Origin of the sequence: Pullulanibacillus camelliae, assembly GCF_014642655.1 — a bacterium.
GTDB lineage: Bacteria > Bacillota > Bacilli > Bacillales > Sporolactobacillaceae > Pullulanibacillus > Pullulanibacillus camelliae.
The window spans coordinates 37,624-60,305 of record NZ_BMIR01000015.1; the positions used below are offsets into that span (position 1 = coordinate 37,624).

The following is a 22,682-nucleotide window of genomic DNA, read 5'->3' on the forward strand; positions in this document are numbered from 1 at the left end:
ATGCCATATCTATTGTAAAATGGAATTGAAAATTGAGCAACTATTGTGGGCTAGAAAGAATATGAACAATTTTTGACGTAGCTGTTACTTTGATCATAAATATTGATTTGAGTCTAAACTGTTTTGAAGGGAAGAGATCGTGATGCAAATTACCGTTTATGGGGCTGATACCCCTTGTCCAAGCTGTATTCATTCACCGTCTTCGATTGAGACGATGGAATGGCTGGATGCGGCCGTGAATCGAAAATTTCCGCATGCGTCCATTCAATTCCGTTATGTGGATATTCATCATCCAGAAAATGATGAGGACCGTTATTTTACAGAAAAAATAATAGCGGATGAATATTTTTATCCTTTGGTTGTTGCAGAGGGAGAGGTTATTGCTGAAGGGGATCCGTGTCTCAAAATGATTTTTCAATTCCTTGACCGCCGTGGCTTGACCCTTGCAGAGTAGTCCTTGAAGAGCGGTGGAGGCTTAAAAGCCTTAAAGTTGACGAAGTGGCTGGATGTGAGTAGTATAGACTTGATAAGAGGTGAGTCTATATGAATCCAATTATTGAGTTTTGTATGAGTAATCTTGCCGCTGACTCACAAAAAGCATTTGCGATACTGGAAGAGGATACAAATCTTGATGTGATTGAATATACATGCTTAGACTACTGTGATTTGTGTTATGAAGGACCTTACGCACTTGTGAATGGTGAGTTTGTATCTGGTGCAACGGCTGAGGAGCTCGTCCAAAATGTCTATCAGTATTTAGAAGAAAATCCAATGTTTTAATAAATAGAACTGATGGAGCGAGTTTAGGGAACTGCTCCTTCATTTGTGACAAGCACCGCTCATTTTGCGGTGTTTTATCTATAGGCATACAGTTGCAATTTTTGCAAAGAACACTTAATATATAGAAAACTTCCTCATAGTATGTTATCAAATGTTTAAGGAAAAATAAAAAAACTTTGGAGGATGGGTATGTACGAGTTTTCTCACTCTTGGCCGTATGAATGGGTCATGGATGATCTATATGTTGAAGAATGTCCTTTTTGTGGAGAGCGTTCAGTACTCATTTCATTAAAAAAGGAAAGTATTCAACTTGCTCAAGAGGGATTTAAAACGCACGCGGTGATGCCGTGTTGTCATGAAAAGTTAGTAATCGTAAATATGGACGATGATTATCTATGGTCTGATCGGGCGCTTAGGTAAGCATCTTTGTCATTGAGGTGAGCAGCTTGAACCATTGTATTCCTTTTACAAAAATGCACGGCTTAGGCAATAATTATATATATCTTGATATGATCACGAATACGTATACTCTGCCTCCCTATCCCCAATTCGCTCAACGGTTGGCGGATCAAAGCAGAGGAATCGGTTCTGATGGGATGATACTCCTTTTACCTTCTGAAACAGCTGACATCCAAATGCGGATATTTAACAAGGATGGTTCAGAGGCAAAGAATTGTGGAAATGGTTTGCGATGTGTAGCCAAGTATGCTTTTGACAATCAGCTTGTCTCAGCTGCTCGTTTTACCATTGAAACGCTTGGCGGGTTAGTTGAGGCAGAAGTCATAGTTGATGAGAATGAAGTGTCAGAGGTGACCGTGGATATGGGAGAACCCCGTCTTCTAAGAGGGCAAATTCCTATGCAAGGTAACCCGACGGAACAGGCGATACAGGCGCCCATTCAATTAAAGGGCACAGACTATCAGGTAACAGCAGTGTCAATGGGAAACCCTCATGCGATCTTCTTTGTTGAGGATATTCAAGAGACACCCATTCATACGCTCGGCCCGTTGCTTGCTGATGGACATGAGCTTTTTCCAGAGGGCGCGAATGTCGGCTTTGTTGAATCCATTAATGAACAAAGCTTTGCTTATCGCGTTTGGGAAAGAGGCTCAGGGATTACGCAAGCCTGTGGAACAGGGGCCTGTGCGGCGGCAGTAGCCGCAATTGTTACAGAACGTGGTTCTAAGGATGTTCCGATCACTATCCATTTAGCTGGTGGTGACCTCACTATCGTTTGGGAAAGCAAAACAAATCATATTTTAATGACAGGTCCAGCGGTTACAATCTGTACAGGAACATTTTATTTGTAAAAATCCTTATGGAAATGTACAAGGCTTTACCTATATTAATATCACTTTCTTGAGATATGTGTGGCAGGTATCATATAATAGTTATAAGTTAGTTATAAATTATCAGTAACTAAGACACATGACGATTTGGCTGTTAAGCAGCCTCATATTTTTTGATATAAAGGAGGAAGGCTGTCATGATTACTATTACAGAATCTGCTAACCATCGCATTAAAGAGATGATGGCAAATGAATCTGGAAATCAGCTTTTTCTTAGACTTGGTGTTCAAGGCGGAGGGTGCACAGGGCTATCTTACGGAATGGGCTTTGACAGTGAAAGAAAAGAAGATGACGAAGCCTTTGAAACCGATGGTCTTCAAGTGGTCGTCGATGCCGATAGCGCACCCTTGCTGCAGGGCGTGACCATTGATTATAAACAAAACATGATGGGCGGCGGCTTTACGATCGATAATCCGAATGCCATTGCGACATGTGGCTGTGGACAATCCTTTAGAACCGCAACAAATGCCGGAGCGCCAAGCAAGGATTGTTAATAAGATGCCGTGGTTTAAACATGGGCTCTTATATGACTAATGTGCGGCAAAAAGAGGCTTTTAAATGAAAGCCCTGCACAATGTATATTATGAATGAGCCATTGCGGCCTTCTTGACGGGTGAAAAAATCCGTTAGGAAGGTCGTTTTATTTTACTATCAGAATGTATAATTTCGCTGACGCTCTGAAAGGAAGAGAGTATAAGTGTCACTTTGGCTTTCGCCGTTAAAGCTTGGCGACAACCTAAGTGTGTGATTGGCAAAAATCACATCAGGAGTACCAGCGAAGTGGTGCAAGCCAAGTTTTCTAATGTATTCAGCAAAAGAAACTGGCAGAGTTTATCAAGTATCCAAAATCCTCGATGATGCAATTTAACGAGAATTGCCTTAAAAAGAAGTGAGGATGATATGGCTAAGGGAGAGGATTAGATTAAGGAGGGCTTATAAATAGCTTCAACCTCATCCTGTCCGCTCCAATCCACATGACTTTACGATAGGCATCTACTTATAGGATGCATCTGCACCACGCTGAAACTAAAAGCCGAGCCAATTTTTCTTAATCTCATATGAAGCCTCTTAAGGGGAATCAGTATAGGGGTATTAGAAATAACAAAAGTTAATATAAGGTGTTAAAGCGTAACTTTGTAAGGATTTCAATCAAGTCCTTATAAAAATGAGAAGTATGAACAACATAAAAACGATAGCCATTTTTATAAGAAATTTTTCTCAGCTTCTTTTGATAAATGATATCAAGAATATCTGTTTTATCTTGAGTACTGCAATAAATCATGCAGCGATGAGTGGGAATCCTAATATCAAAAGGCATATTGTCAAGGCTGATATGAGATTCAACCTCGTAGCCTTTATCGCGAAGCAGATCTGCAACATACCGAATGGTTGCGTCGGTGTTGGATTTGGCTGCTCTTGACTGTCTAGATCTTGGAAATAAAATCACTTGCGCTTTTTTATGGGAGGGCTTGAGGTATTTGAATAAATTAATCATGATCCACCGACCTTGTAAGAAGAAGTTTTATCCTTACTATATCCATTATTAGGAAAAGGCAAACATCGCGAGAGTTTAATGGATATTTGGATAATCTTCACCAATTTTTACAATTAAAAAAAGGTTGAAATATAAAGGGAAAAGACATATGATTGTTTTTGGGATTAAAGTAACTAAGTACGTGAAAAATATCACAAAGTCTTATTATGCATAATTCTAAAAAAGTGGAAGTGATGACAGTGAATAAGCCAAAAATATTAATCCTTGGTGCAGGGTACGGGGGCATGATTTCGGCGACTAAAATCCCAAAGCATTTAGGCGCAAATGATGCGAGTATTACTTTGGTTAATAAGCACAATTATCATTATCAAGCGACATGGTTACATGAGCCAGCAGCTGGGACATTGCCAGCTGATCGTGCGCGGATGTTGATCAAGGATGTCATTGATACGAATCGTGTCAATTTTATTGAGGACACAGTGACATTGATTAAAAAAGATGAGAATAAAGTTGTTTTAGAAAAGACCGGTGAAGTGGATTACGATTATTTGATTGTCGCATTAGGCTTTGAATCGGCAACCTTTGGGATTAAAGGGTTAAAAGAGAGAGCGCTGACAATAGAGGATCTTAATTCTGTAAGACAAATACGCGAGCATATTGAATACCAGTTTTCACGCTATCACAATATGGAAACTAAAGAAGATCATATTCTTAACATTGTTGTTGGCGGGGGCGGCTTTACTGGTGTGGAATTTTTAGGGGAATTGGCAAATCGCATTCCTGAGCTTTGTCGAGAATATGATATTGATCGTCAACAAGTGAGAGTGGTCAATGTCGAAGGGTCACCGACGATCTTACCTATGTTTGATAAGGATCTGGTAGCTTATGCGATTCAGCGCCTTGAAGAAAAGGGTGTTGAATTCAAATGTGGTCATGTTATCAAGGAATGCCAAGAGGATGGCGTCATTATTGGTAGGCGAGATAGTGAAGAAACGGAAAAAATTAAAGCCGGCACGATTGTTTGGACTGGTGGTGTTCGAGGCAATCATATTGTAGAAGATTCAGGCTTTGAAGTGGTGCGTGGACGGGTCACCGTCACAGAAGACTTACGAGTGCCTGGCTATGATAATATCTTCATAATTGGGGATTGCGCGAACGTGCCTAATCCAGAAACCGAGCGCCCTTATCCAACCACCGCGCAAATTACAATTCAAGAAGCGACCTACCTTTCTAAGAATATTAAAAAAGCCTTGAATGGTGAGCCGGTGGAGCCTTTCATTTTTAATGATATGGGCACAGTCGCCTCTTTAGGACATGGCGATGCGATTGGTATCATTTTTGGTAAAACAAAGCTAAAAGGAACGTCCGCTGCTGCGATGAAAAAGATTATCGATGATCGGTATTTATTGAAGCTTGGCGGTGTTGGACTCATGTTGAAAAAGGGTAAGCTGAACTTATTAAGTAAATAATGATTATTTTTCAAGGCTAGAGCTATCAGGCTCCAGCCTTTTGTTTTCCTATTAAAAGTATAAGGAGTCTGTGCACATATTTTAATGAAAACAGCCAAAAAGGAACAGAAAATGGAGAATGCATAAGATGTTTCCGGTTACATTGAGATGAATGGATTGTAAGGTATCTTTACAAAGGTAGGAATGAGGTGATATATTATCAGAAAAGTCGAAAGGGTGTGTTTTATTTGAAAAACGATCAATTGAAAGTGAAACAACCGTGCCCTTACTGTGATGGGAGAGGCTATTTTCAGCTCCTATTAGGTGGTTCTGAAACCTGTGAGCATTGTTTAGGAACGGGAAAATCAGAAGTTCAATAAAGAGTTAACATACATTTGGCTTGCTCATGTGAGCAGGTCATTTCTTTGTTTTGGCAGTGGTCAATTGACGATTTTGCTTTTTTTCAGTAAACTAACGATAATGCGGAGGTGAAAACGTTGCCTTTTTCGTTGCCACAGTTGATCATATCCATCCTTTTATTTGCCGTTGTGTTTTTTGGCATCGGTTTTATTGTGAATATGCTTTTAAAAACGACTTGGCTTATTGCTATTTTATATCCCATATTTATTATCTTAATCGTTGATCACGTTTCCGTCTTGGATTATTTTACACATACCTCTAAAGCTTTGGCGGATTTGGGAACAAGCTTTGTTCACTTAAAAACGGCTGATATAGTCGTATTATCAATGGGATTTGTCGGCACGATTATTGCGGGAATTACAATTAAAACATTAAGAAAACGTGGCTATACAATGTTTTAAGCGATCACCTTACCTCTCCTCCAATCAGGCCGTTTAGAAAGGGGAATTTCTGGACACGCTTTTTGTGTGAGGAGTGGTGCTTGATGAAGCGATATGGCAAGAGTGTGGCACGATATTTGCTCAGTGCTTGTCTGTTTATGATAGCGGTTATAGTGACGTTTCAATTTATTACGGGCTTTAGCGGCAAAGACCTTTTGTCATGGTTCGTGCTTAGGATAAAATAGAAGAGTGATAAATCATGAGCGCTGGGAATCCAACGCTTTTTTTACATGATATAAAAAATTGTCCCTTTGACCAGCTGTTAAAGAACTCTATCTGCATTCATTGAATAGACGCTTCAAATGGAGTAAGGAAAAAAGGAACGAATGTGGAGAAAGGAGAGCGACTTGTGATCAGGTCTCATCCTTTATTATGGCCCAAATTTGTTCGATTTTCTTAAATTGATGGGGGTGTTCGATAATGGAATGGATAAATGGCTCTAGGCCGTCTATTTTTTTAATCGCCTGAATCAATTGCTGTTCTTTAACTTTGTTACTCGATGCGTTATGTAATTGGTCTTGAAGCCCTAATAAATAATCTGTTGACACATCAAAAAAACGGGCGATGCGCGCGATAACTTCGGGATCAGGTGTCCGGTCACCGGATTCATAACGTGAAAGCTGTACATTGCTAATATTCAGTTGAGAGGCTAATTGTTTTTGTGATAGGTTCTGTCTGCCACGTAAATGCCGAATGCGCTCCCCTAACGACTCTCCCATTCCATATATCTCCCTTTACAAATTTGCCTAACATTTTATCACGGGTTAAAGTTTACCACATGGGTAATTGCCGAATAGGTAAAAACCGAAAAACTTTAAATAGATATGTTAATAAAAGTAAAAATATGTTACCATATTGGCAACGAGAGGAGGGGGAATAGTGAAAAAGCGTATCGTTGATTTAGAAAAAATGAAACGATTAAGAAAAGAGCGTATGTCATTAGAAGACATGTCAAAACAATTGGGGTATTCCAGTCCCAATGGTTATTATTATCTAGAAGTGGGAAGATCTAAAATTTCTGCAGAGATGCTAGCAGAGGTGGCCCAGATATTAGATGTTGAAATCGAAGACTTATACAAAGAGATATAGAAGGCAGACTTTTGAATGGGATATCAATTGAATTGGGAGAGAAAATAAGATTTGATTTGAATCACCAGTCGGATCTTTTGATAGAATAGAGCGCTATGCTCTCTTTTTTTTGGCATAATATATTAGAAGAGACAGGATGTGGCGAAGATTTACCAATAGCTTCTCTATATAAATGGTAGTGTTTTTCAGTATCGAATGCCACTTGCGGTTTATGAAATTATTGTGGCAATACTAGGCATTTACTATTCAGAGTGGTAAACTATTTTAGTATATGAAAAAATGGATGCTTCATGGTTATTTTTTGATTACGCATTGATACAGACAAAAATTGAAAGAATAGGAACTGTTAGCAAGCTGCTTTACAAGAAAGGAGTTTCAACATATGTGTGGATTTGTTGGCTTTGTGTCAAATAAGCTACTTGAACCTAATCAACATGAACAAAATAAAATGATTAAACGTACTGACATCATTACGCATAGAGGCCCGGATGATAATGGTTTTTATACAGATGACACGGTCCAATTTGGCTTTCGCCGCTTAAGCATCATTGATCTAGAGGGTGGTCATCAGCCGTTAAGCTATGAAAACGACCGTTACCATATTATTTTCAATGGCGAAATTTATAATTATCTAGAGCTCAGAGATGAGCTAATAAAAGAAGGGGCGACGTTTGCAACGACTTCTGATACAGAGGTTATTATAGCTTTATATGCTACGCGCGGTGAAGAGGCTGTCAAAGCGCTTCGCGGTATGTTTGGCTTTGTCATTTGGGATAAGGAAGATAAGAAAATTTTTGCGGCACGCGATCCCTTTGGCATTAAACCCTTTTATTATATGGAAACAGAAGATGGGACATTTTTTGCTTCAGAGAAGAAAAGCTTGTTAGTCGGGCGTCATCCAAGCCCGGTTGCGAAGGAAGCGTTGCAGCATTATTTAACATTTCAATTTGTTCCTGAACCGGAAACGATGGATGCCTCTATCAGACGTTTACCGCCAGGGCATTATATCACGAAAAAAGTCGGAGAAGGCTTGAACATCCATGCGTATTGGAAGCCAGAATTCCGCCCTGTTAATCAGCCGATTGACAAGGCAAAAGCAGCGATTCGTGATACCTTACGCGAATCGGTAAAAATGCATATGCGCAGTGATGTGCCTGTAGGAGCCTTTTTATCCAGCGGCATTGATTCAACAAGTATTGTCGCTCTTGCAAAAGAATTTCATCCTAATATTCAAACCTTTACAGTTGGTTTTGAACGCGAAGGCTATAGCGAAATTGATATTGCAAAGGATTCCGCTGAAAAGCTGGGAGTAGAGAACATTCATACTGTCATTACCCCTGAGGCTTTCTTAAAAGAGCTACCAAAGATTATTTGGCATATGGATGATCCTGTGGCCGACCCTGCAGCTATTCCTTTGTATTTTGTTGCGAAGGAAGCCAGCAAGCATGTTAAAGTCGTTCTCAGTGGAGAAGGTGCTGATGAGCTCTTTGGAGGCTATAACATTTATCGTGAACCTCTTGATTTAAAATGGATTAAAAACATGCCTGAGGGGACGAAGCGTTTCTTGAAAAAAATCGCGACCAAATTGCCTGCGGATATGAAAGGGCGAAGCTTTTTGCTGCGGGGATGCACACCGATGGAAGAGCGCTATGTTGGAAATGCCTTTATGTTTGATGAAAATGAGAAACGCTTTGTCATGAAGGCACATAAGGAAACCACTCACTTTACACAGGTTACGGCTGATCTTTACGCCAATGCTAACGCTTATTCTGATGTAGAGACCATGCAGTACATTGATATGCATACATGGCTAAGGGGCGATATTTTAGTGAAGGCGGATCGCATGACAATGGCGCATTCCCTTGAGCTTCGTGTTCCTTTTTTGGATAAAGAAGTATTCAAAGTGGCTTCTACAATCCCTGCTGAATTAAAAACAGCAAATAAAACGACGAAATACGCTCTTCGCGAAGCAATGCGCGGGATTGTTCCGGATTCTATCTTATATCGCAAAAAACTTGGATTCCCAGTACCCATTCGTATTTGGCTAAAAAATGAGCTTTATGACTGGGCCAAAAATCTCATCCGTGAAAGTCAGGCGGACCAATGGATCAATAAGTCATATGTCTACAAGTTGCTTGATGATCATCGCAATGACAAGCGGGATAACAGTCGTAAAATTTGGACAACACTGATCTTTATGCTATGGCACCAAATCTACATTGAAAAGGCCTTGCAATTTGATCACGAAAGAGTGAGACAGCTTTAAGCATGGGATGAATGGTCATGGCTTTAAAAGAACGGATAGCCTATGTTATACTTTAAAGGTTAATAAAACATAGGAGTTGTTTGCATGCTGGATCAGTTCAACGTCGGAGATATCATCGAAGGAAAGGTAACCGGAATCAAGCCTTTTGGTGCATTTGTCGCCATAGATAATGAACATCAAGGTCTTGTCCATATATCAGAGGTTTCACACGGATTTGTTAAGGACATTAATGAAGTGCTTAACGTCGGAGACATGGTTAAGGTGAAAATTCTCAAGATTGATCAGGAAAACGGAAAAATTTCATTGTCTATTCGACAAGCGGAGCCAAAGCCTGAACGCCCAAGACCTGCACGTGCGCAAGAAGAGCAGGGTAACCGACGTGGATCCAATGATAACGGTGGATTTAACACATTAGAACAAAAGCTTAAGCAATGGATGAAGGATTCGAACGAAAAACAAGCCCAATTAAATAAGCGGCTCAAAAAATAAAAGGTATCCTAATGGATACCTTTTATTTTATATTAAACGAAATCGAGAGTCGTCTTATTCTTAGTGATATTGTTTATTCGGTTCGGTACTGAGTTCTTCTGAAGGCTTGAATAGAAGGGTAAGGCAATAAAGTGCTGAAAGACCAACAATGCCATAAATGATGCGTGAGATAACGGCGTCCTGTCCACCAAATATAGCTGCGATGAGATCGAACTGAAAGAAACCGATAAGTCCCCAGTTAATCCCACCGATAATAATGAGTGCTAAGGCAGTACGTTGTAACCCATTCATCCTTTTAACCTCCTTCGTAACCAGAATAAGGTGAGCAACTTACTTACGAAAAGGAATCCATATCGTAAGAAGTCTTCTTTATAGGTTGCCAACCCAAAAAGAAAAATATGCGCCTTTCGTGAGTATCTTGCTTTACTTTTTATGAGAATAACCATGATAATAGGAGTGTAAACTGATTAAGGGAATAAGAAAGGGGTCTGTTTAAGTGGATAACTTTACATTTCATAATCCGACCAAATTGATTTTTGGTAAGGACCAGACGGAAGCTCTTCGTAAAGAAATTCCAAGTTATGGCGATAAAGTCCTCATTGTTTATGGTGGTGGCAGTATTAAGCGCAATGGACTTTTAGATAAAGTAAAGTCAGAATTAGCTGCGGCTAATGCTTCAGCATTTGAGCTCGCAGGTGTTGAACCGAACCCTCGCGTGACAACAGTCAATAAAGGGGCAGACCTTTGTAAAAGGGAAAATATAGACCTTATTTTAGCCGTTGGCGGCGGCAGTGTCATCGATTGTGCGAAGACAATCGCTGCAGCAGCCAAATATGATGGTGACGCTTGGGATCTTGTCACGAAAAAGGCCGTGCCGACAGATGCACTCCCGCTTGGTGTTGTGTTGACTTTAGCAGCAACTGGATCAGAAATGAATTCGGGGGCTGTCATTACAAATTGGGAGACCAATGAAAAATACGGATGGGGATCACCGCTTCTTTTCCCAAAGTTCTCGATTCTTGATCCACAAAATACATACACGGTGCCACAGGATCAAACCGTCTATGGTATCGTTGATATGATGAGTCACGTTCTCGAACAATATTATTTTCATTCCAAAAATGCGCCTTTACAAGAGCGTTTGTGTGAATCAGTATTGCAAACTGTTATTGAAACCGCGCCAAAGCTCTTAGAGGATCTGACCAATTATGACTATCGCGAAACCATTATGTATTGTGGAACGATGGCCTTAAACAATATGATCCGCATGGGGACTTTGGGGGATTGGGGCACACATAATCTTGAACATGCTGTGTCAGCTGTTTACGATATCCCACACGGTGGTGGGCTTGCCATCCTGTTCCCAAATTGGCTCAAATATACCTTGAATGAAGGTCTAAAACAAAGCAAGCAACTGGCAATCCGTGTTTTCGAAGTAGATCCTGAAGGCAAGTCTGATGAGGAAATCGCGCTTGAAGGCATTGAAAGGCTGCGCGCTTTTTGGAATAGCATTGGTGCTCCATCTACATTAAAGGCTTATGATATCGGCGATGAAAAGCTGGATGTCATGGTCGACCGCGCCATGGCCAACGGTCCTTTTGGTGGATTTGCTCGACTTGAAGCTAAGGATGTCACAGAGATTTATAAAATGGCTTTATAACCAGGTGTCGCCTTCCTCCTTATAGGGGGAGGCTTCGTTTTTTTACGTAAGGCCAAGAGTGGATGAGTGTAATTCAGAATATAAATGGTCAAGCTATGGTGGGACTAGCTTCGCCATACTTCTTGCAAAACCATTTGCCTATTTTCTTAATTTTATGTACAGTTAGAATTGGATATTAATAATGGAGGTTGAACAGGATGAGTAAAGTAACGTTTGATTACCATAACGCCCTTCCTTTTTTCTCAGAAAAAGAAATTGATCACTTGGAAAGTGCTGTTAAAGGTGCTCATGAAGCAATACATAATAAAACGGGGGCTGGTCATGATTTTCTTGGTTGGGTTGAACTCCCAACGAATTATGATAAAGAGGAATTCTCTAGGATTCAAAAGGCAGCTGCCAAAATTCAATCCGATTCAGATGTCCTGCTTGTCATCGGCATCGGTGGTTCTTATTTAGGCGCCCGTGCGGCAATTGAAATGCTTAATCATAGCTTCAATAATTTGTTGAGCAAAGAAGAGAGACAAGCCCCACAAGTGTTCTTTGTTGGCAATTCCATCAGTTCGACTTATATAAAGGATCTCCTTGATGTAATAAAAGACAAAGACTTCTCTGTGAATGTTATCTCTAAATCAGGGACAACAACTGAGCCAGCGATCGCCTTTCGGATTTTCCGGGCGCTTTTAGAAGAAAAATATGGTAAAGAAGAAGCGCAACAACGCATCTATGCGACCACGGATCGTGAAAAGGGTGCATTAAAAACATTGGCTAATAATGAGGGCTATGAAACCTTTGTGATTCCTGATGATGTTGGTGGTCGTTATTCTGTTTTAACAGCTGTTGGATTGCTTCCAATTGCCGTCAGTGGCATTGACATTGAAGCAATCATGGAAGGGGCACGCGATGCTCAGAATGATTTTGCAGCGCCAAACCTAAAGGAAAATGCCGCTTATCAATATGCAGCAGTCCGCAATATTTTCTATAATAAGGGCAAGGCCATTGAACTGCTTGTCAATTATGAGCCAGGCCTCCATTATTTTTCAGAATGGTGGAAGCAGTTATTCGGCGAAAGTGAAGGAAAGGATCAAAAAGCTTTATTCCCAGCTTCGGTTGACTTTTCAACAGATCTTCATTCAATGGGGCAATACGTTCAAGAAGGACGTCGCCATTTAATTGAAACGGTATTAAATGTGGAAAAAGCACGCCAGGAAATCGTCATTGAAGAGGACGAGGCTAACCTTGATAAATTGAATTACTTGGCTGGTAAAACCATGGACTTTGTCAATAAGAAAGCGTTCCAAGGGACCCTGCTTGCGCATACAGATGGTGAAGTGCCTAACTTAGTTGTTAACATTCCGGAGTTAACGCCTTATTATTTCGGCTATTTGGTCTATTTCTTTGAAAAGGCCTGTGCTGTCAGTGGCTATCTCCTTGGCGTTAATCCCTTTGACCAGCCTGGAGTCGAAGCTTATAAAAAGAACATGTTTGCTCTTCTTGGCAAGCCCGGCTTCGAAAAAGAAAAAGCAGAGCTCGAGCAACGTTTAAATAAGTAAACTCATGAAAGGGGAGTGTCCTTAGATGGACACCCCCTTTTTGAATGATAGGAATCTATAAAATCATGTGCTAGGAAAGATCCCCATCAAGAATGTCAAAATGATAAAAGTCCAAATATTTTTAAAAAATAAGTAGTAAAAATTTATGGAAGTGCTCTGATGTTAATTTCGAGGATTAAGTTTTCAAATCTAGGTGTGAGCGCAACAAAAGTCCTAGGCAAAATAACAAAAGCTTCACGCAAAGTAACAAATGTCTCCAAATGAAGAACAAATCCGAGGTTCAAGCTTCCGAATCCAGAGGTGAGCGCAACAAAAGCCCTGATCAAGAGAACGAAAGCCTGCTTCAAAGTAACAAAAGGCGTGGACAATTTAACAAAAGCTCTACGCAAAATAACCAATCAAACCCGAAGTTTCCGAATAGAGAACAAATCCGAGGTTCAAGCTTCCGAGTCCAGGGGTGAGCGCAACAAAAGCCCTGGCCAAGAGAACGAAAGCCTGCTTCAAAGTAACAAAAGGCGTGGACAATTTAACAAAAGCTCTACGCAAAGTAACCAATCAAACCCGAAGTTTCCGAATAGAGAACAAATCCGAGGTTCAAGCTTCCGAATCCAGGGGTGAGCGCAACAAAAGCCCTGGTCAAGAAAACAAAAGCCTGCTTCAAAGTAACAAAAGGCGTGGACAATTTAACAAAAATCTCACGCAAAAAAACAAAAAAGGAAGCCGAGTTTTTATTAGATGGTCGTAAATAAAGCAGCATGTTATGCTTGCTTTATAAGAGAGGGGAATCAGGTGCGAATGTGAAGTGAACATAAAATACTAGGGAGATTCGCACCATATATAAGTCCATTTTTATTATTTTTATTTCCTTTAATGTATTTAAATGGTAAAATAAAAGTAATTTATTAGTAAAAATTCAATTTTATAGGACGTTTTTACTGGATTCCGCTGTCGCACTCTTCGTGAGTGCGTGGATTGAAATTTTTTCGTAATCGATGTATATTTTTCGGCATTCGGTCGCACTCTTCGTGAGTGCGTGGATTGAAATCTACAATTCTTTTATTGATGCAAGCCAAGTTCCTGGTCGCACTCTTCGTGAGTGCGTGGATTGAAATCCAATGTTAGGAGAGATTACCTTGTTAAAAGCGCGGTCGCACTCTTCGTGAGTGCGTGGATTGAAATGGTTTGCTTTCAACCAATCCTTGGTTTTCTTTAGTCGCACTCTTCGTGAGTGCGTGGATTGAAATTGAAAAATATTATACAATTGGTTATGGCCATTATGGTCGCACTCTTCGTGAGTGCGTGGATTGAAAAGATTTGCGTTTGAGTCACCCTATACTTTTCTTTAGTCGCACTCTTCGTGAGTGCAAAACCACGAACATCAGGCTGTGCTTAGCGAAGCGGTGAAGTGCGAGCCACGTTTTCTAAAAGTCTTAGTTGAGCACTGGTCTTCGATATGAATGATTTTTTTAATCGGGTGAACACTAATGGCAGATCAACTGTTAAAGAAAAAGGGACAAACTATTTATCAAAAAGGGCATGCGCTTGTATTTAAGGAAACGAAAAGGTGTTGGAGGACGGACATGAAAAAGAAGAGCTTTATCCTTTCAAGAATCATCAATATTTTGGTGTCCGCTGTTCAAATTATTATGGGCCTTTATATTGTATTGAAATTATTTGGGGCAGCCGAGGTTCCTTTTGTCCATTGGATATATACATTGAGTGCCCCATTACTTGCTCCTTTTAAAGGCATTTTTCATTCTATACTTTTTCAAGAATCCTACTATTTGGATCTCTCTGCTGTTTTTGCACTTATTGTTTATAGTATTGCTGGCTACGTTCTTGTCCGACTGGCCTTGGTGATCGAATCGAGAGGGTAGTCTCTCTCGAAAAATTGCAGGGCATTTATCGCCATTTTTCCTGGTGATTTGTTATACTAGGAGTGTAAAAGCTTTATCGAAAAATCAGGAGGTTCCCAAATGGAGTATAGAATCGAGAAAGATACGATTGGAGAAATCAAGGTCCCTGCAGATAAGCTTTGGGCGGCGCAAACCCAAAGGAGTAAGGAAAACTTCAAAATCGGTTGGGAGAAAATGCCTTTGGCTATTGTGAAAGCCTTTGCTACCTTAAAAAAAGGGGCTGCATTAGCTAATAATAAGCTTGGCAAACTTGAGCAGGACAAAACAGATGCAATTGTGCAAGCAGCCGATGAAGTGATTGCGGGCAAATGGGACGAGCACTTTCCACTTGTAGTTTGGCAAACGGGTAGCGGGACACAATCGAATATGAATGTGAACGAAGTGATCGCCAACCGTGCAAATCAAATATTAAAGGAAAAAGGCAGCGCAAGCCATGTGCATCCGAATGATGATGTCAATAAATCACAAAGCTCAAATGATACCTACCCAACAGCTATGCATGTCGCTGCGGTGCTTGCCGTCGAAGATGAAGTGATTCCTGCCTTACATAAGCTAAAAGCAACTTTGACCGAAAAATCCGAGAAATTTGCTGCTATCATTAAAATTGGTCGGACACACTTGCAGGATGCAACCCCGCTTACTCTTGGACAGGAAATCAGTGGCTGGGTTGCCATGCTTGAAAAGAGCGAGGCAATGCTGACTGAAGCAACCAAGCACATTAAAGAACTTGCCATTGGCGGTACTGCTGTCGGTACAGGATTGAATGCTCATCCAGAGTTTGGGGATAGGACTGCTGAAGAGATCTCTAAAGTTACTGGAAAAACATTTGTCTCCTCTGATAATAAATTCCATGCCTTAACAAGTCATGATCAGATCACTTCTGTACATGGTGTCTTAAAAGCATTGGCTGCTGACTTAATGAAAATTGCTAACGATGTACGCTGGCTAGCAAGCGGTCCACGTTGTGGTATTGGGGAATTAACGATTCCAGCCAATGAACCAGGAAGCTCGATCATGCCTGGTAAAGTCAATCCGACACAATCAGAAGCCGTTACGATGGTTGCTGCTCAAGTTTTTGGTAATGATGCAACGATTGGCTTTGCAGCAAGTCAAGGCAATTTTGAGCTAAATGTATTTAAGCCAGTCATCGCTTATAATTTCTTGCAATCAGCGCGCTTGCTTGCCGATGCTATGGTCTCCTTTAATGACAATTGTGCTGTTGGAATTGAACCAGAGACAGATAAAATTGATCAATATCTCCACAACTCATTGATGCTTGTTACAGCACTCAATCCACATATCGGCTATGAAAAGGCGGCAAGCATTGCCAAAACCGCTCATAAAGAAGGAACGACATTAAAAGAAGCGGCGGTTAGTACAGGAATTTTAACAGCTGAAGAATTTGATAAGCTCGTACGTCCTGAAGAGATGACAGGTCCAAAGGCGTAAAGCCGCCTTCCCTGTATATCAAAAACTAAAGTTGCCATTTTAGCAAATGTACAACAGCTCCCTCCTCAAATAAATGAGAAGGGAGCTGTTTTTTATATCCTTTTGCTGACGCTTTCGTGCTTAAGCCTGTTGGAAGGCTGGATCAAAGACTTCATAGCTATGGAGGGTTTTTGTCATTTTAACGGCATCGGTGGCATGCGATGGATGGGCACGGGCATTTTTATGTTCTTGAACATGTTCCTCACGTGATATCCACGCTTTAAAATCTTCTTGCTTTTCCCATTTTGAAACGAATGCATACTCAACCGTATCCTTCAATTCTCTTCGCCAGCATTCATAGGAAAGTAGTCCTGTAGCTTGTTCAATCTCTTTTTTATTTTTAATCGCCTTTTGTCTCAATTGATCTTCATGGTCTTGATCGATCTCGAATTTCGCTTGCATGACGAACATAAAAGATCCCCCTCCTGTGATGTGTATGCTTTCATTATAACGATAGTGATTCTCATTTTCAATGGAAATAAAAGAGGACAGCGCTTGCTAAAGTGTGCGGAATATTGGCACTATAGCTGCATACACTTCACTTGAGGAGGCGATAACCATGCGTTTAGAGAATCGACAAATTAAGCAGATGTCAGATGAAATTTTTTCTGAAATGACAAGGTTGGGCTCTGAAATTGAGAGGTATGAAAAAGCTGACTTGATTTATGTGATTGATCATTTATGCCGAGTGGTTAAGGCATTGACGGATGACGGGATGAATCGCAAAGGGGATTACCAATATGCTCTAAGTAAAATGGAAATAGCCCGTGATACGATAAAAAATTATAGTGATAAAACAGTGACAACATAAGTAAGACATCATGAAGCTGGTCAATTGACCAGTTTTATTTCACTGCAAAAAATAGGATGAACGATCTGTCACTAATAGATGAATGTAGCTTTGAGGATTGGAAGCATGATTTAATATGAATTTATGACCTAATACTTTTTACTAAGGGAGAGTCTCTTGGTCAATAAGCAAAGCTTGACAGCGTATCTAAGCCTTGGTAAAATAATATTTGTCTTTAAAGAGATATGGGGCATTAGCTCAGCTGGGAGAGTGCTTGCATGGCATGCAAGAGGTCACGGGTTCGAGCCCCGTATGCTCCATCAATAGAAAACGCCTAGTATCAAGAGATACAGGCGTTTTTTGTTTTTACAATCATTATAAGTTAGGGTATTTTCTGTCCGTTTTCTTTTTGTGAATATATTTTATTAACTTTTTAGGCGGAGCAACTTTAAGAAGATCACCCCGCTTGTTTTCGGGTCTTTCAATGGATAACCATTTTCCTTTGTGTAATACAGAGGATATTTAGCATAGATGGTGTTTGTTTTGAAGTCTGCCTTATCCCATTGCATCCCTAAATATTTCACCTTCGCGAAGGTTTTGTGTACTAATTATTAGATTTATAAAGATTTAAAACAGTTTTGACGACTTGTTCTGCCGTATTTTCATGAGGAGACATCCACAGACCAGTTTCTGGACCATAAACAACTGGATTTATTTCCACCTCATATCCTCCATATGGATAGGACTCTCGATTGGGTAAGTATCCCAAATAACCATTTGTATATCCTCCAAAAAAGGCAAAATCATTTTCTAAGCTATCCCTTATTTCCAATGCTGTTTCAGCGAACGGTTCCATCGGTATTCCAGAGAAAAATCCTTCATTCAATTGGATTAGTTGAACTTCTAAATCAACTTCCAATTCTCGTTGGTTCTCTTTGTATTTATTAAGAATTTCTGTTTTCCACTTAGTTGTATTAACTCCCCATTTTTTTTCAGCAGACAATGCTATTTTGTCAATATCCTTTGGATCTGGTATTCTTTTCAATTTCATCGATAGGTTCTTTGAAACAGAAACCATTTTTGAAATCGGTCTATAGTCAATATCAGGTAAAACGGTAAGTACGTAGCCACTTAGGGCCTGAGCCATTTTTTTTAAATCATCTTGTGTACCTCTCCATTTTGCATTTATATTTCCAGCTCCTCCCTGTATAACTACTACTGGGCAACTAAGTGTCTGCTCCAAAATTTGTTTGGTCTTACCAGGATAATCTCCCGACAGCAAAAAACTGTCACCTCTTAACACATTTGGATGTGCTGTACAAAAAATGATAACACCAATCATTTCGTTGGTATCATTATTTTTAATACCTAAGACTCCAATCCTTTTATCTACTATCCCATCCAAATTCGTTCCCATTATTGCTTTGCCATTAACTATTTGCCTTCGGTTAACACCTATTTCACCTTTTGTAACACCCCATCCAATGTTGCAAGGTTGAAGAGCTTCATTCGCACGGAAAACTGCTTGAAATAAATTTTCAAATAATACCGTTTTATATGCTTGATGTAGAGGGACCTTTCCTTCTGTTTCTGGTCCTGAATGAGTGTGAGTACATATAACTGTTACGTTGTCTATCTCAATTTGCAACTTTTCAGAAATCCTAACTCGTAATTGTGTGGTATCTCCAACTGACAAACCGATATTATCAACGCTAATTAGAACAATCTTCTCTCCCTGATTTTCAAAAACAAATGCAGTAGCATAAATACGATCAAGAATGCCTTTTATTCCTCCATCTCGGTGATAACCTATAAAATCAATCCCTAAAGGAGGTGTAATATCAATAGTATAAAGTCCTATCTTGCTCAATTTATCAAACTCCTTCAATATAAAGTTGGCGGCTTCATTTTCAGCCATCGTTCGTCTAAATACATTTTTTCTCGATACTAATACTATACTCATATTAACAGAAACTTTAATTAAACTAAGAGCAAAAAGTGTAATATAAATTGGAGATACAAATATTCCAATCATAATATAGTAAAATACACTTTTACTATTATTCTGTTGACCATTTATTGCCCGAATATTGACCAAAGAATACAAGTTCAACTAATTTATCGTATTTAACCGTTTTTAAATGCTTATATATTAAGCTCTCTACCTACATTTAGCAATCCTAATTGAAAATAAAGAGTATCTATCCATGGCATGCAAGAGGTCACGGGTTTGAGCCCCGTATGCTCCACGATACAACATTGGGCTACAACAATTTTCGTAGCGTTTTTTATACTATCATTGTTTATAAACATTTTATTGTTGTGCTTTACCTTGCCTTACTGAATTAAAGGCTTCCTTAAAGATCTTTTGAGCATGTGTTGGAAGGTGGCGCTTTATAGCTGTTGGAAGCTCTTTTAAAGAATTAAAAGTCATTGACTTTTCCTCCTTATCTCCTCTGTAAACCTTTTTAACGTCATTCACTGGCATTCATAGCGTATTGAGAAAAGCTGTCATTCAACTTGAATTTATTTACAGTAGGGGAATTTTAGCTTGATACATCTCCTTGGGTCTCTCTTCTGATCTGCAGAGAGAATAAATCACTGCAGGCAAAGGAAAAATAAGAAAAAAGGGGGTTCGGTTCAAGGATGGGAGCTATTCAACGTGATGGATACACTTTTGATGTGGAGTACAGTGTTGTACTACAGCGCGCTGCTCTTCATGTCTACCAAGATGGCACGTTTATAAAAGAAGTTCCTTTTGCATTTTCTGGTCAGGCACCCACGCAAGATGACATTGATAAATCTATCGAGGCATTTCTTTCTTAGCTAAGAAAATAAATGGCAGTTCGTGTGCATAGTCATTGCATGTGACTATTCCTTTTTATACTATAGAATAAACGCTCCCTGAAAAATTGAGACACTGGAAGATAGTTTTAGGTGTCTTGATGGATGTGAGTCGCTTCAGGGTTAGCGTCTCTTTTTATACTATCAGAATTTATAATTGCGCTGACACTCATAAAGGAAGAGAGTATAAGTGTAACTTTGGCTTTCGCCACCTGAGGCTTGCGGACACCCTAAGTGTGTGATTTGCAAAAATCACATCAGGAGTACCAGCGAAGTGGTGCAAGCCAAGTTTTTACTTTATCATTCATTCCAATTAGGAAAAGTGTTATATTTGGAGGATTAGGCAATGCTAGAGAATCCAGTTATGAATCTGTTTGATCAGTTATCCTTGTTTGACAGGAAAATATTAAAGGGGATCAGTCGACGTGTTCGTATAGAGGATAAGAACACAAAGGCGTACACATTCAAATTAATTGACTTTGAACTTGATCATTTAAATCCTTCTGATATAACAGAAAGGCTAAAAAGGCTTGCAAAAATGGGAATTATGACACATATAGATGGCCAAGAAGCACGGGTTCCACTGCTCACACATATTCAGTACAGAGACCCAGATAAGACGGTCACTCTGACTTTTAATTCCTTATTAAAACCTTATTATGTTGATCTTCAAGAAAAGGTACAGGCATCGTCGACAGCACCCCTGTTTAAACCAAATCGCAGCATCCGTATTAAAAAATCATAAATCATCCCTATTTGCTCCAGTGTAATGTGCAGATTTAATAGCCTTCAGAATGGTGATTCGTTTTTTTGTCTTTTGTCTTTGACCTTCTTTTTCGTTAAAGTGGCGAAAAGGGGGTTTTAGGCATGGAAAAACGAAGCAACAATCATTTACAAGGGATTGATGTGAGTCATTGGCAAGGGACTATTGACTGGAAGCGGGTGGAAAGATCTGGAGTGGCTTTTGCTTATATTAAGGCGACGGAGGGGACGACCTTTGTCGATCCAATGCTGGCCACACATGCTCGAGCGATAAAGGAAACGAAGCTACACGTCGGGTTCTATCATTTTGCAAGGTTTACGGATAATGCTTCTGCTCAGCATGAAGCTAAGCATTTTGGTTCGACTGTTGCGCCTTATACCTCGGATTTGTTACCCGCTCTGGATGTTGAAGTGGATATAGGATTAAATAAGCGTCAGCTTTCAGAGCTTATCCTTATCTTCTGTCAAGCGGTTAAGAAGCAAACAGGGCAGGATGTCATGCTGTATACGAATACAAACTTCTCCAAGCTGCATTTAGATCATGCTTTGCATCAGCTCCCATTGTGGATAGCTGAATATAATCGTTCGTCTCCACAGGATAATGGTATATGGGGAGATTGGGCTGTTTTTCAGTATTCGAATAAAGGAAGGATTCCTGGGATCAGTGGTCATGTTGATTTAGATGAAATGCAGAAGCATTTGGTTATCCCGTCAAGAAGCGGGCATGAGATCTATAAAATCAAACAGGGGGATACCTTTTGGGAGTTGGAAAATCGTTGGATGTTGCCGCAGGGTGCTTTGACAAAGGCTAATCCTAATCTGAATCCTAGAGAGTTAAAGATAGGACAGACCATCATCATTCCCGAGAATTCAACGGCAAAGAAAAAGCAGTATACGATTCAAGCTGGGGATACCTTTTGGGGCATTGAGGAAGCTCATCATTGGAAGCATGGCACATTACAAGCACTTAATCCTCATATTGCTCCAAGACACCTACAGGTGGGCGAGCAAATCTTAGTTCCTGAAAAGTGATATAGAAAAAGTCCCTGAATCTTCATTCAGGGACAAAACAAGGGGGAGAAGATAGATAGCTTGTTACTAGTATGGTCAGCAAAGCTAATCTTATACGTATGTCTTTGAATTTTTTTCAGATAATGAAATACACCACATGCACAGGCGGATATAGTCACTTAACAAAGGTGAATTCTAAAGAGCCTTGTTTGTAAGTGTTAGGAGGACGATAGCGTGATAAAGCAACAGATAATACCAGCGATTCGACGGTTCAAGGACTTTGAGAAAGGTATAAAAAGTGACCATGAATATGTCGTGTTATTAGATACCCATTTGGCGACCTTAAAAAGCGTGGTCAAAACAGTGCATAATGAAGGTCGCAAGGTTCTCATTCATGTGGACTTAATCCAAGGCCTTAAAAGTGATGAGCAAGCCACAGAATTTCTTTGTCAGGAAATCAAGCCAGACGGTTTAATTTCAACACGTTCCCATGTTTTGCAAGCGGCTAAGAAAAAAGGAGTCATGATTGTACAGAGGCTCTTTATGATTGACTCTGGAGCGCTTGAGACGAGCTACCGTTTAGCTGAAAAGATTGAACCTCATTTTATCGAGGTGCTCCCAGGAGTAGTCCCAGAGTTGATTAAAGAGGTGCATGAAAATACAGGGATTCCTGTGATAGCTGGTGGACTTATCCGAACGCCTGAAAATGTTCAAAACGCGTTAGACTACGGAGCAACCGCGGTCACCACGTCTAATCCTGCCCTATGGTAGGCGAGAGCTCCTTAATAGGCGGTGGGGAACATGCTTGAATTTTGTAGCGATGAGGTATATAATAAAGGTAAGTTAATAAGAGCGTATGAGTCATTGAGAGACTACGAGTTATCT

26 protein-coding genes, 1 tRNA gene and 1 CRISPR repeat array are annotated in these 22,682 nt (G+C 40.0%); of the genes, 21 read left to right on the top strand and 6 right to left on the bottom strand.

Annotation, left to right across the window (positions count from 1 at the left end; genetic code table 11):
- The first annotated feature begins 142 nt into the window (after positions 1-142).
- From IEW82_RS14310 to IEW82_RS14330, 5 genes are all read left to right on the top strand, one after another.
- Positions 143-454, top strand: coding sequence for a YuzD family protein (locus tag IEW82_RS14310; protein ID WP_188695716.1), 312 nt, complete (start codon positions 143-145; stop codon positions 452-454).
- An 89-nt stretch (positions 455-543) separates the two neighbouring features.
- Positions 544-780, top strand: coding sequence for a YuzB family protein (locus IEW82_RS14315; RefSeq protein WP_188695719.1), 237 nt, complete (start codon positions 544-546; stop codon positions 778-780).
- A 189-nt stretch (positions 781-969) separates the two neighbouring features.
- Positions 970-1,200, top strand: a complete 231-nt coding sequence (locus IEW82_RS14320) for a hypothetical protein (protein ID WP_188695722.1) — start codon at positions 970-972, stop codon at positions 1,198-1,200.
- Between the two features lie 53 nt (positions 1,201-1,253).
- Entirely contained in the window at positions 1,254-2,090 is an 837-nt protein-coding gene (dapF, locus tag IEW82_RS14325) for a diaminopimelate epimerase (protein WP_188695896.1), read from the top strand.
- Positions 2,091-2,266: 176 nt separating this feature from the next.
- Positions 2,267-2,623 carry a HesB/IscA family protein gene (locus tag IEW82_RS14330; protein ID WP_188695726.1) on the top strand — a complete coding sequence of 119 codons (357 nt, stop codon included), beginning with the start codon at positions 2,267-2,269 and terminating at the stop codon, positions 2,621-2,623.
- Positions 2,624-3,237: 614 nt separating this feature from the next.
- Here the strand turns inward: IEW82_RS14330 and IEW82_RS14335 are convergent.
- Positions 3,238-3,624 (bottom strand): hypothetical protein, encoded by a 387-nt coding sequence (locus IEW82_RS14335; protein WP_188695731.1) that lies wholly within the window; start codon positions 3,622-3,624, stop codon positions 3,238-3,240.
- 239 nt (positions 3,625-3,863) lie between these two features.
- Between IEW82_RS14335 and IEW82_RS14340 the strand changes: the two genes are divergently transcribed.
- From IEW82_RS14340 to IEW82_RS14350, 3 genes are all read left to right on the top strand, one after another.
- Positions 3,864-5,093 (top strand): NAD(P)/FAD-dependent oxidoreductase, encoded by a 1,230-nt coding sequence (locus tag IEW82_RS14340; protein WP_188695734.1) that lies wholly within the window; start codon positions 3,864-3,866, stop codon positions 5,091-5,093.
- Positions 5,094-5,320: 227 nt separating this feature from the next.
- Entirely contained in the window at positions 5,321-5,452 is a 132-nt protein-coding gene (locus IEW82_RS14345) for a YuiA family protein (RefSeq protein WP_188695737.1), read from the top strand.
- A gap of 117 nt (positions 5,453-5,569) precedes the next feature.
- Positions 5,570-5,893, top strand: coding sequence for a YuiB family protein (locus tag IEW82_RS14350; protein WP_229672625.1), 324 nt, complete (start codon positions 5,570-5,572; stop codon positions 5,891-5,893).
- Positions 5,894-6,285: 392 nt separating this feature from the next.
- On the opposite strand, the gene IEW82_RS14355 is transcribed toward IEW82_RS14350, so the two are convergent.
- Positions 6,286-6,651: a helix-turn-helix domain-containing protein gene (locus tag IEW82_RS14355; RefSeq protein ID WP_188695740.1), complete on the bottom strand. Its 366-nt coding sequence runs from the start codon at positions 6,649-6,651 to the stop codon at positions 6,286-6,288.
- A gap of 160 nt (positions 6,652-6,811) precedes the next feature.
- Between IEW82_RS14355 and IEW82_RS14360 the strand changes: the two genes are divergently transcribed.
- From IEW82_RS14360 to yugI, 3 genes are all read left to right on the top strand, one after another.
- Positions 6,812-7,021, top strand: coding sequence for a helix-turn-helix domain-containing protein (locus IEW82_RS14360; RefSeq protein ID WP_373285726.1), 210 nt, complete (start codon positions 6,812-6,814; stop codon positions 7,019-7,021).
- A gap of 382 nt (positions 7,022-7,403) precedes the next feature.
- The gene (asnB, locus tag IEW82_RS14365; protein WP_188695743.1) at positions 7,404-9,287 is read left to right on the top strand and encodes an asparagine synthase (glutamine-hydrolyzing); all 1,884 of its coding nucleotides are present in this window, start codon (positions 7,404-7,406) and stop codon (positions 9,285-9,287) included.
- Between the two features lie 84 nt (positions 9,288-9,371).
- A complete protein-coding gene (yugI, locus tag IEW82_RS14370) occupies positions 9,372-9,776 on the top strand; it encodes a S1 domain-containing post-transcriptional regulator GSP13 (RefSeq protein ID WP_188695746.1) in 405 nt (134 codons plus the stop codon).
- A gap of 60 nt (positions 9,777-9,836) precedes the next feature.
- On the opposite strand, the gene IEW82_RS14375 is transcribed toward yugI, so the two are convergent.
- Positions 9,837-10,067: a DUF378 domain-containing protein gene (locus IEW82_RS14375; protein ID WP_188695750.1), complete on the bottom strand. Its 231-nt coding sequence runs from the start codon at positions 10,065-10,067 to the stop codon at positions 9,837-9,839.
- 205 nt (positions 10,068-10,272) lie between these two features.
- Here IEW82_RS14375 and IEW82_RS14380 point away from each other — a divergent pair, with 205 nt between their 5' ends.
- The 4 genes from IEW82_RS14380 (at position 10,273) to fumC (ending at position 16,351) form a co-directional block, all read left to right on the top strand.
- Positions 10,273-11,436, top strand: a complete 1,164-nt coding sequence (locus tag IEW82_RS14380; RefSeq protein WP_188695753.1) for an iron-containing alcohol dehydrogenase — start codon at positions 10,273-10,275, stop codon at positions 11,434-11,436.
- Between the two features lie 197 nt (positions 11,437-11,633).
- A complete protein-coding gene (locus IEW82_RS14385; protein WP_188695755.1) occupies positions 11,634-12,986 on the top strand; it encodes a glucose-6-phosphate isomerase in 1,353 nt (450 codons plus the stop codon).
- A 947-nt stretch (positions 12,987-13,933) separates the two neighbouring features.
- Positions 13,934-14,297: a CRISPR direct-repeat array (repeat unit 32 nt; unit sequence GTCGCACTCTTCGTGAGTGCGTGGATTGAAAT).
- 173 nt (positions 14,298-14,470) lie between these two features.
- Positions 14,471-14,863 (top strand): YggT family protein, encoded by a 393-nt coding sequence (locus tag IEW82_RS14390; protein ID WP_188695757.1) that lies wholly within the window; start codon positions 14,471-14,473, stop codon positions 14,861-14,863.
- A gap of 99 nt (positions 14,864-14,962) precedes the next feature.
- Positions 14,963-16,351, top strand: coding sequence for a class II fumarate hydratase (gene fumC, locus IEW82_RS14395; RefSeq protein ID WP_188695760.1), 1,389 nt, complete (start codon positions 14,963-14,965; stop codon positions 16,349-16,351).
- 120 nt (positions 16,352-16,471) lie between these two features.
- Here fumC and IEW82_RS14400 read toward each other — a convergent pair whose 3' ends face one another.
- Positions 16,472-16,801 (bottom strand): antibiotic biosynthesis monooxygenase family protein, encoded by a 330-nt coding sequence (locus tag IEW82_RS14400; RefSeq protein ID WP_188695764.1) that lies wholly within the window; start codon positions 16,799-16,801, stop codon positions 16,472-16,474.
- 148 nt (positions 16,802-16,949) lie between these two features.
- Between IEW82_RS14400 and IEW82_RS14405 the strand changes: the two genes are divergently transcribed.
- Complete coding sequence (locus IEW82_RS14405; protein ID WP_188695767.1) at positions 16,950-17,201, top strand: hypothetical protein; 252 nt, start codon at positions 16,950-16,952, stop codon at positions 17,199-17,201.
- 226 nt (positions 17,202-17,427) lie between these two features.
- Positions 17,428-17,500, top strand: a tRNA-Ala gene (locus tag IEW82_RS14410).
- A 284-nt stretch (positions 17,501-17,784) separates the two neighbouring features.
- Here IEW82_RS14410 and IEW82_RS14415 read toward each other — a convergent pair.
- Both IEW82_RS14415 and IEW82_RS14420 read right to left on the bottom strand, forming a co-directional pair.
- Positions 17,785-19,050: a neutral/alkaline non-lysosomal ceramidase N-terminal domain-containing protein gene (locus IEW82_RS14415; protein ID WP_188695908.1), complete on the bottom strand. Its 1,266-nt coding sequence runs from the start codon at positions 19,048-19,050 to the stop codon at positions 17,785-17,787.
- 444 nt (positions 19,051-19,494) lie between these two features.
- Positions 19,495-19,614 carry a ChaB family protein gene (locus IEW82_RS14420; RefSeq protein WP_188695770.1) on the bottom strand — a complete coding sequence of 40 codons (120 nt, stop codon included), beginning with the start codon at positions 19,612-19,614 and terminating at the stop codon, positions 19,495-19,497.
- 212 nt (positions 19,615-19,826) lie between these two features.
- On the opposite strand from IEW82_RS14420, the gene IEW82_RS14425 reads away from it, so the two are divergent.
- The 4 genes from IEW82_RS14425 (at position 19,827) to IEW82_RS14440 (ending at position 22,568) form a co-directional block, all read left to right on the top strand.
- Entirely contained in the window at positions 19,827-20,006 is a 180-nt protein-coding gene (locus IEW82_RS14425) for a DUF5370 family protein (protein ID WP_188695776.1), read from the top strand.
- Positions 20,007-20,370: 364 nt separating this feature from the next.
- Positions 20,371-20,769, top strand: coding sequence for a RepB family plasmid replication initiator protein (locus IEW82_RS14430; protein WP_188695778.1), 399 nt, complete (start codon positions 20,371-20,373; stop codon positions 20,767-20,769).
- Positions 20,770-20,891: 122 nt separating this feature from the next.
- A complete protein-coding gene (locus IEW82_RS14435; RefSeq protein WP_188695781.1) occupies positions 20,892-21,818 on the top strand; it encodes a GH25 family lysozyme in 927 nt (308 codons plus the stop codon).
- 216 nt (positions 21,819-22,034) lie between these two features.
- A complete protein-coding gene (locus IEW82_RS14440) occupies positions 22,035-22,568 on the top strand; it encodes a glycerol-3-phosphate responsive antiterminator (protein ID WP_188695911.1) in 534 nt (177 codons plus the stop codon).
- The last annotated feature ends 114 nt before the right edge of the window (positions 22,569-22,682 follow it).

Excerpts from the sequence above, each read along its gene's own strand:
- IEW82_RS14420 (WP_188695770.1), bottom strand. The coding sequence starts at position 19,614 with ATGACTTTTAATTCTTTAAAAGAGCTTCCAACAGCTATAAAGCGCCAC.
- dapF (WP_188695896.1), top strand. The coding sequence starts at position 1,254 with ATGCACGGCTTAGGCAATAATTATATATATCTTGATATGATCACGAAT.
- IEW82_RS14430 (WP_188695778.1), top strand. The coding sequence starts at position 20,371 with ATGCTAGAGAATCCAGTTATGAATCTGTTTGATCAGTTATCCTTGTTT.
- yugI (WP_188695746.1), top strand. The coding sequence starts at position 9,372 with ATGCTGGATCAGTTCAACGTCGGAGATATCATCGAAGGAAAGGTAACC.
- IEW82_RS14315 (WP_188695719.1), top strand. The coding sequence starts at position 544 with ATGAATCCAATTATTGAGTTTTGTATGAGTAATCTTGCCGCTGACTCA.
- IEW82_RS14310 (WP_188695716.1), top strand. The coding sequence starts at position 143 with ATGCAAATTACCGTTTATGGGGCTGATACCCCTTGTCCAAGCTGTATT.
- fumC (WP_188695760.1), top strand. The coding sequence starts at position 14,963 with ATGGAGTATAGAATCGAGAAAGATACGATTGGAGAAATCAAGGTCCCT.
- IEW82_RS14320 (WP_188695722.1), top strand. The coding sequence starts at position 970 with ATGTACGAGTTTTCTCACTCTTGGCCGTATGAATGGGTCATGGATGAT.
- IEW82_RS14400 (WP_188695764.1), bottom strand. The coding sequence starts at position 16,801 with ATGTTCGTCATGCAAGCGAAATTCGAGATCGATCAAGACCATGAAGAT.
- IEW82_RS14435 (WP_188695781.1), top strand. The coding sequence starts at position 20,892 with ATGGAAAAACGAAGCAACAATCATTTACAAGGGATTGATGTGAGTCAT.
- IEW82_RS14335 (WP_188695731.1), bottom strand. The coding sequence starts at position 3,624 with ATGATTAATTTATTCAAATACCTCAAGCCCTCCCATAAAAAAGCGCAA.
- asnB (WP_188695743.1), top strand. The coding sequence starts at position 7,404 with ATGTGTGGATTTGTTGGCTTTGTGTCAAATAAGCTACTTGAACCTAAT.
- IEW82_RS14355 (WP_188695740.1), bottom strand. The coding sequence starts at position 6,651 with ATGGGAGAGTCGTTAGGGGAGCGCATTCGGCATTTACGTGGCAGACAG.
- IEW82_RS14390 (WP_188695757.1), top strand. The coding sequence starts at position 14,471 with ATGGCAGATCAACTGTTAAAGAAAAAGGGACAAACTATTTATCAAAAA.
- IEW82_RS14385 (WP_188695755.1), top strand. The coding sequence starts at position 11,634 with ATGAGTAAAGTAACGTTTGATTACCATAACGCCCTTCCTTTTTTCTCA.
- IEW82_RS14425 (WP_188695776.1), top strand. The coding sequence starts at position 19,827 with ATGGGAGCTATTCAACGTGATGGATACACTTTTGATGTGGAGTACAGT.
- IEW82_RS14375 (WP_188695750.1), bottom strand. The coding sequence starts at position 10,067 with ATGAATGGGTTACAACGTACTGCCTTAGCACTCATTATTATCGGTGGG.
- IEW82_RS14330 (WP_188695726.1), top strand. The coding sequence starts at position 2,267 with ATGATTACTATTACAGAATCTGCTAACCATCGCATTAAAGAGATGATG.
- IEW82_RS14405 (WP_188695767.1), top strand. The coding sequence starts at position 16,950 with ATGCGTTTAGAGAATCGACAAATTAAGCAGATGTCAGATGAAATTTTT.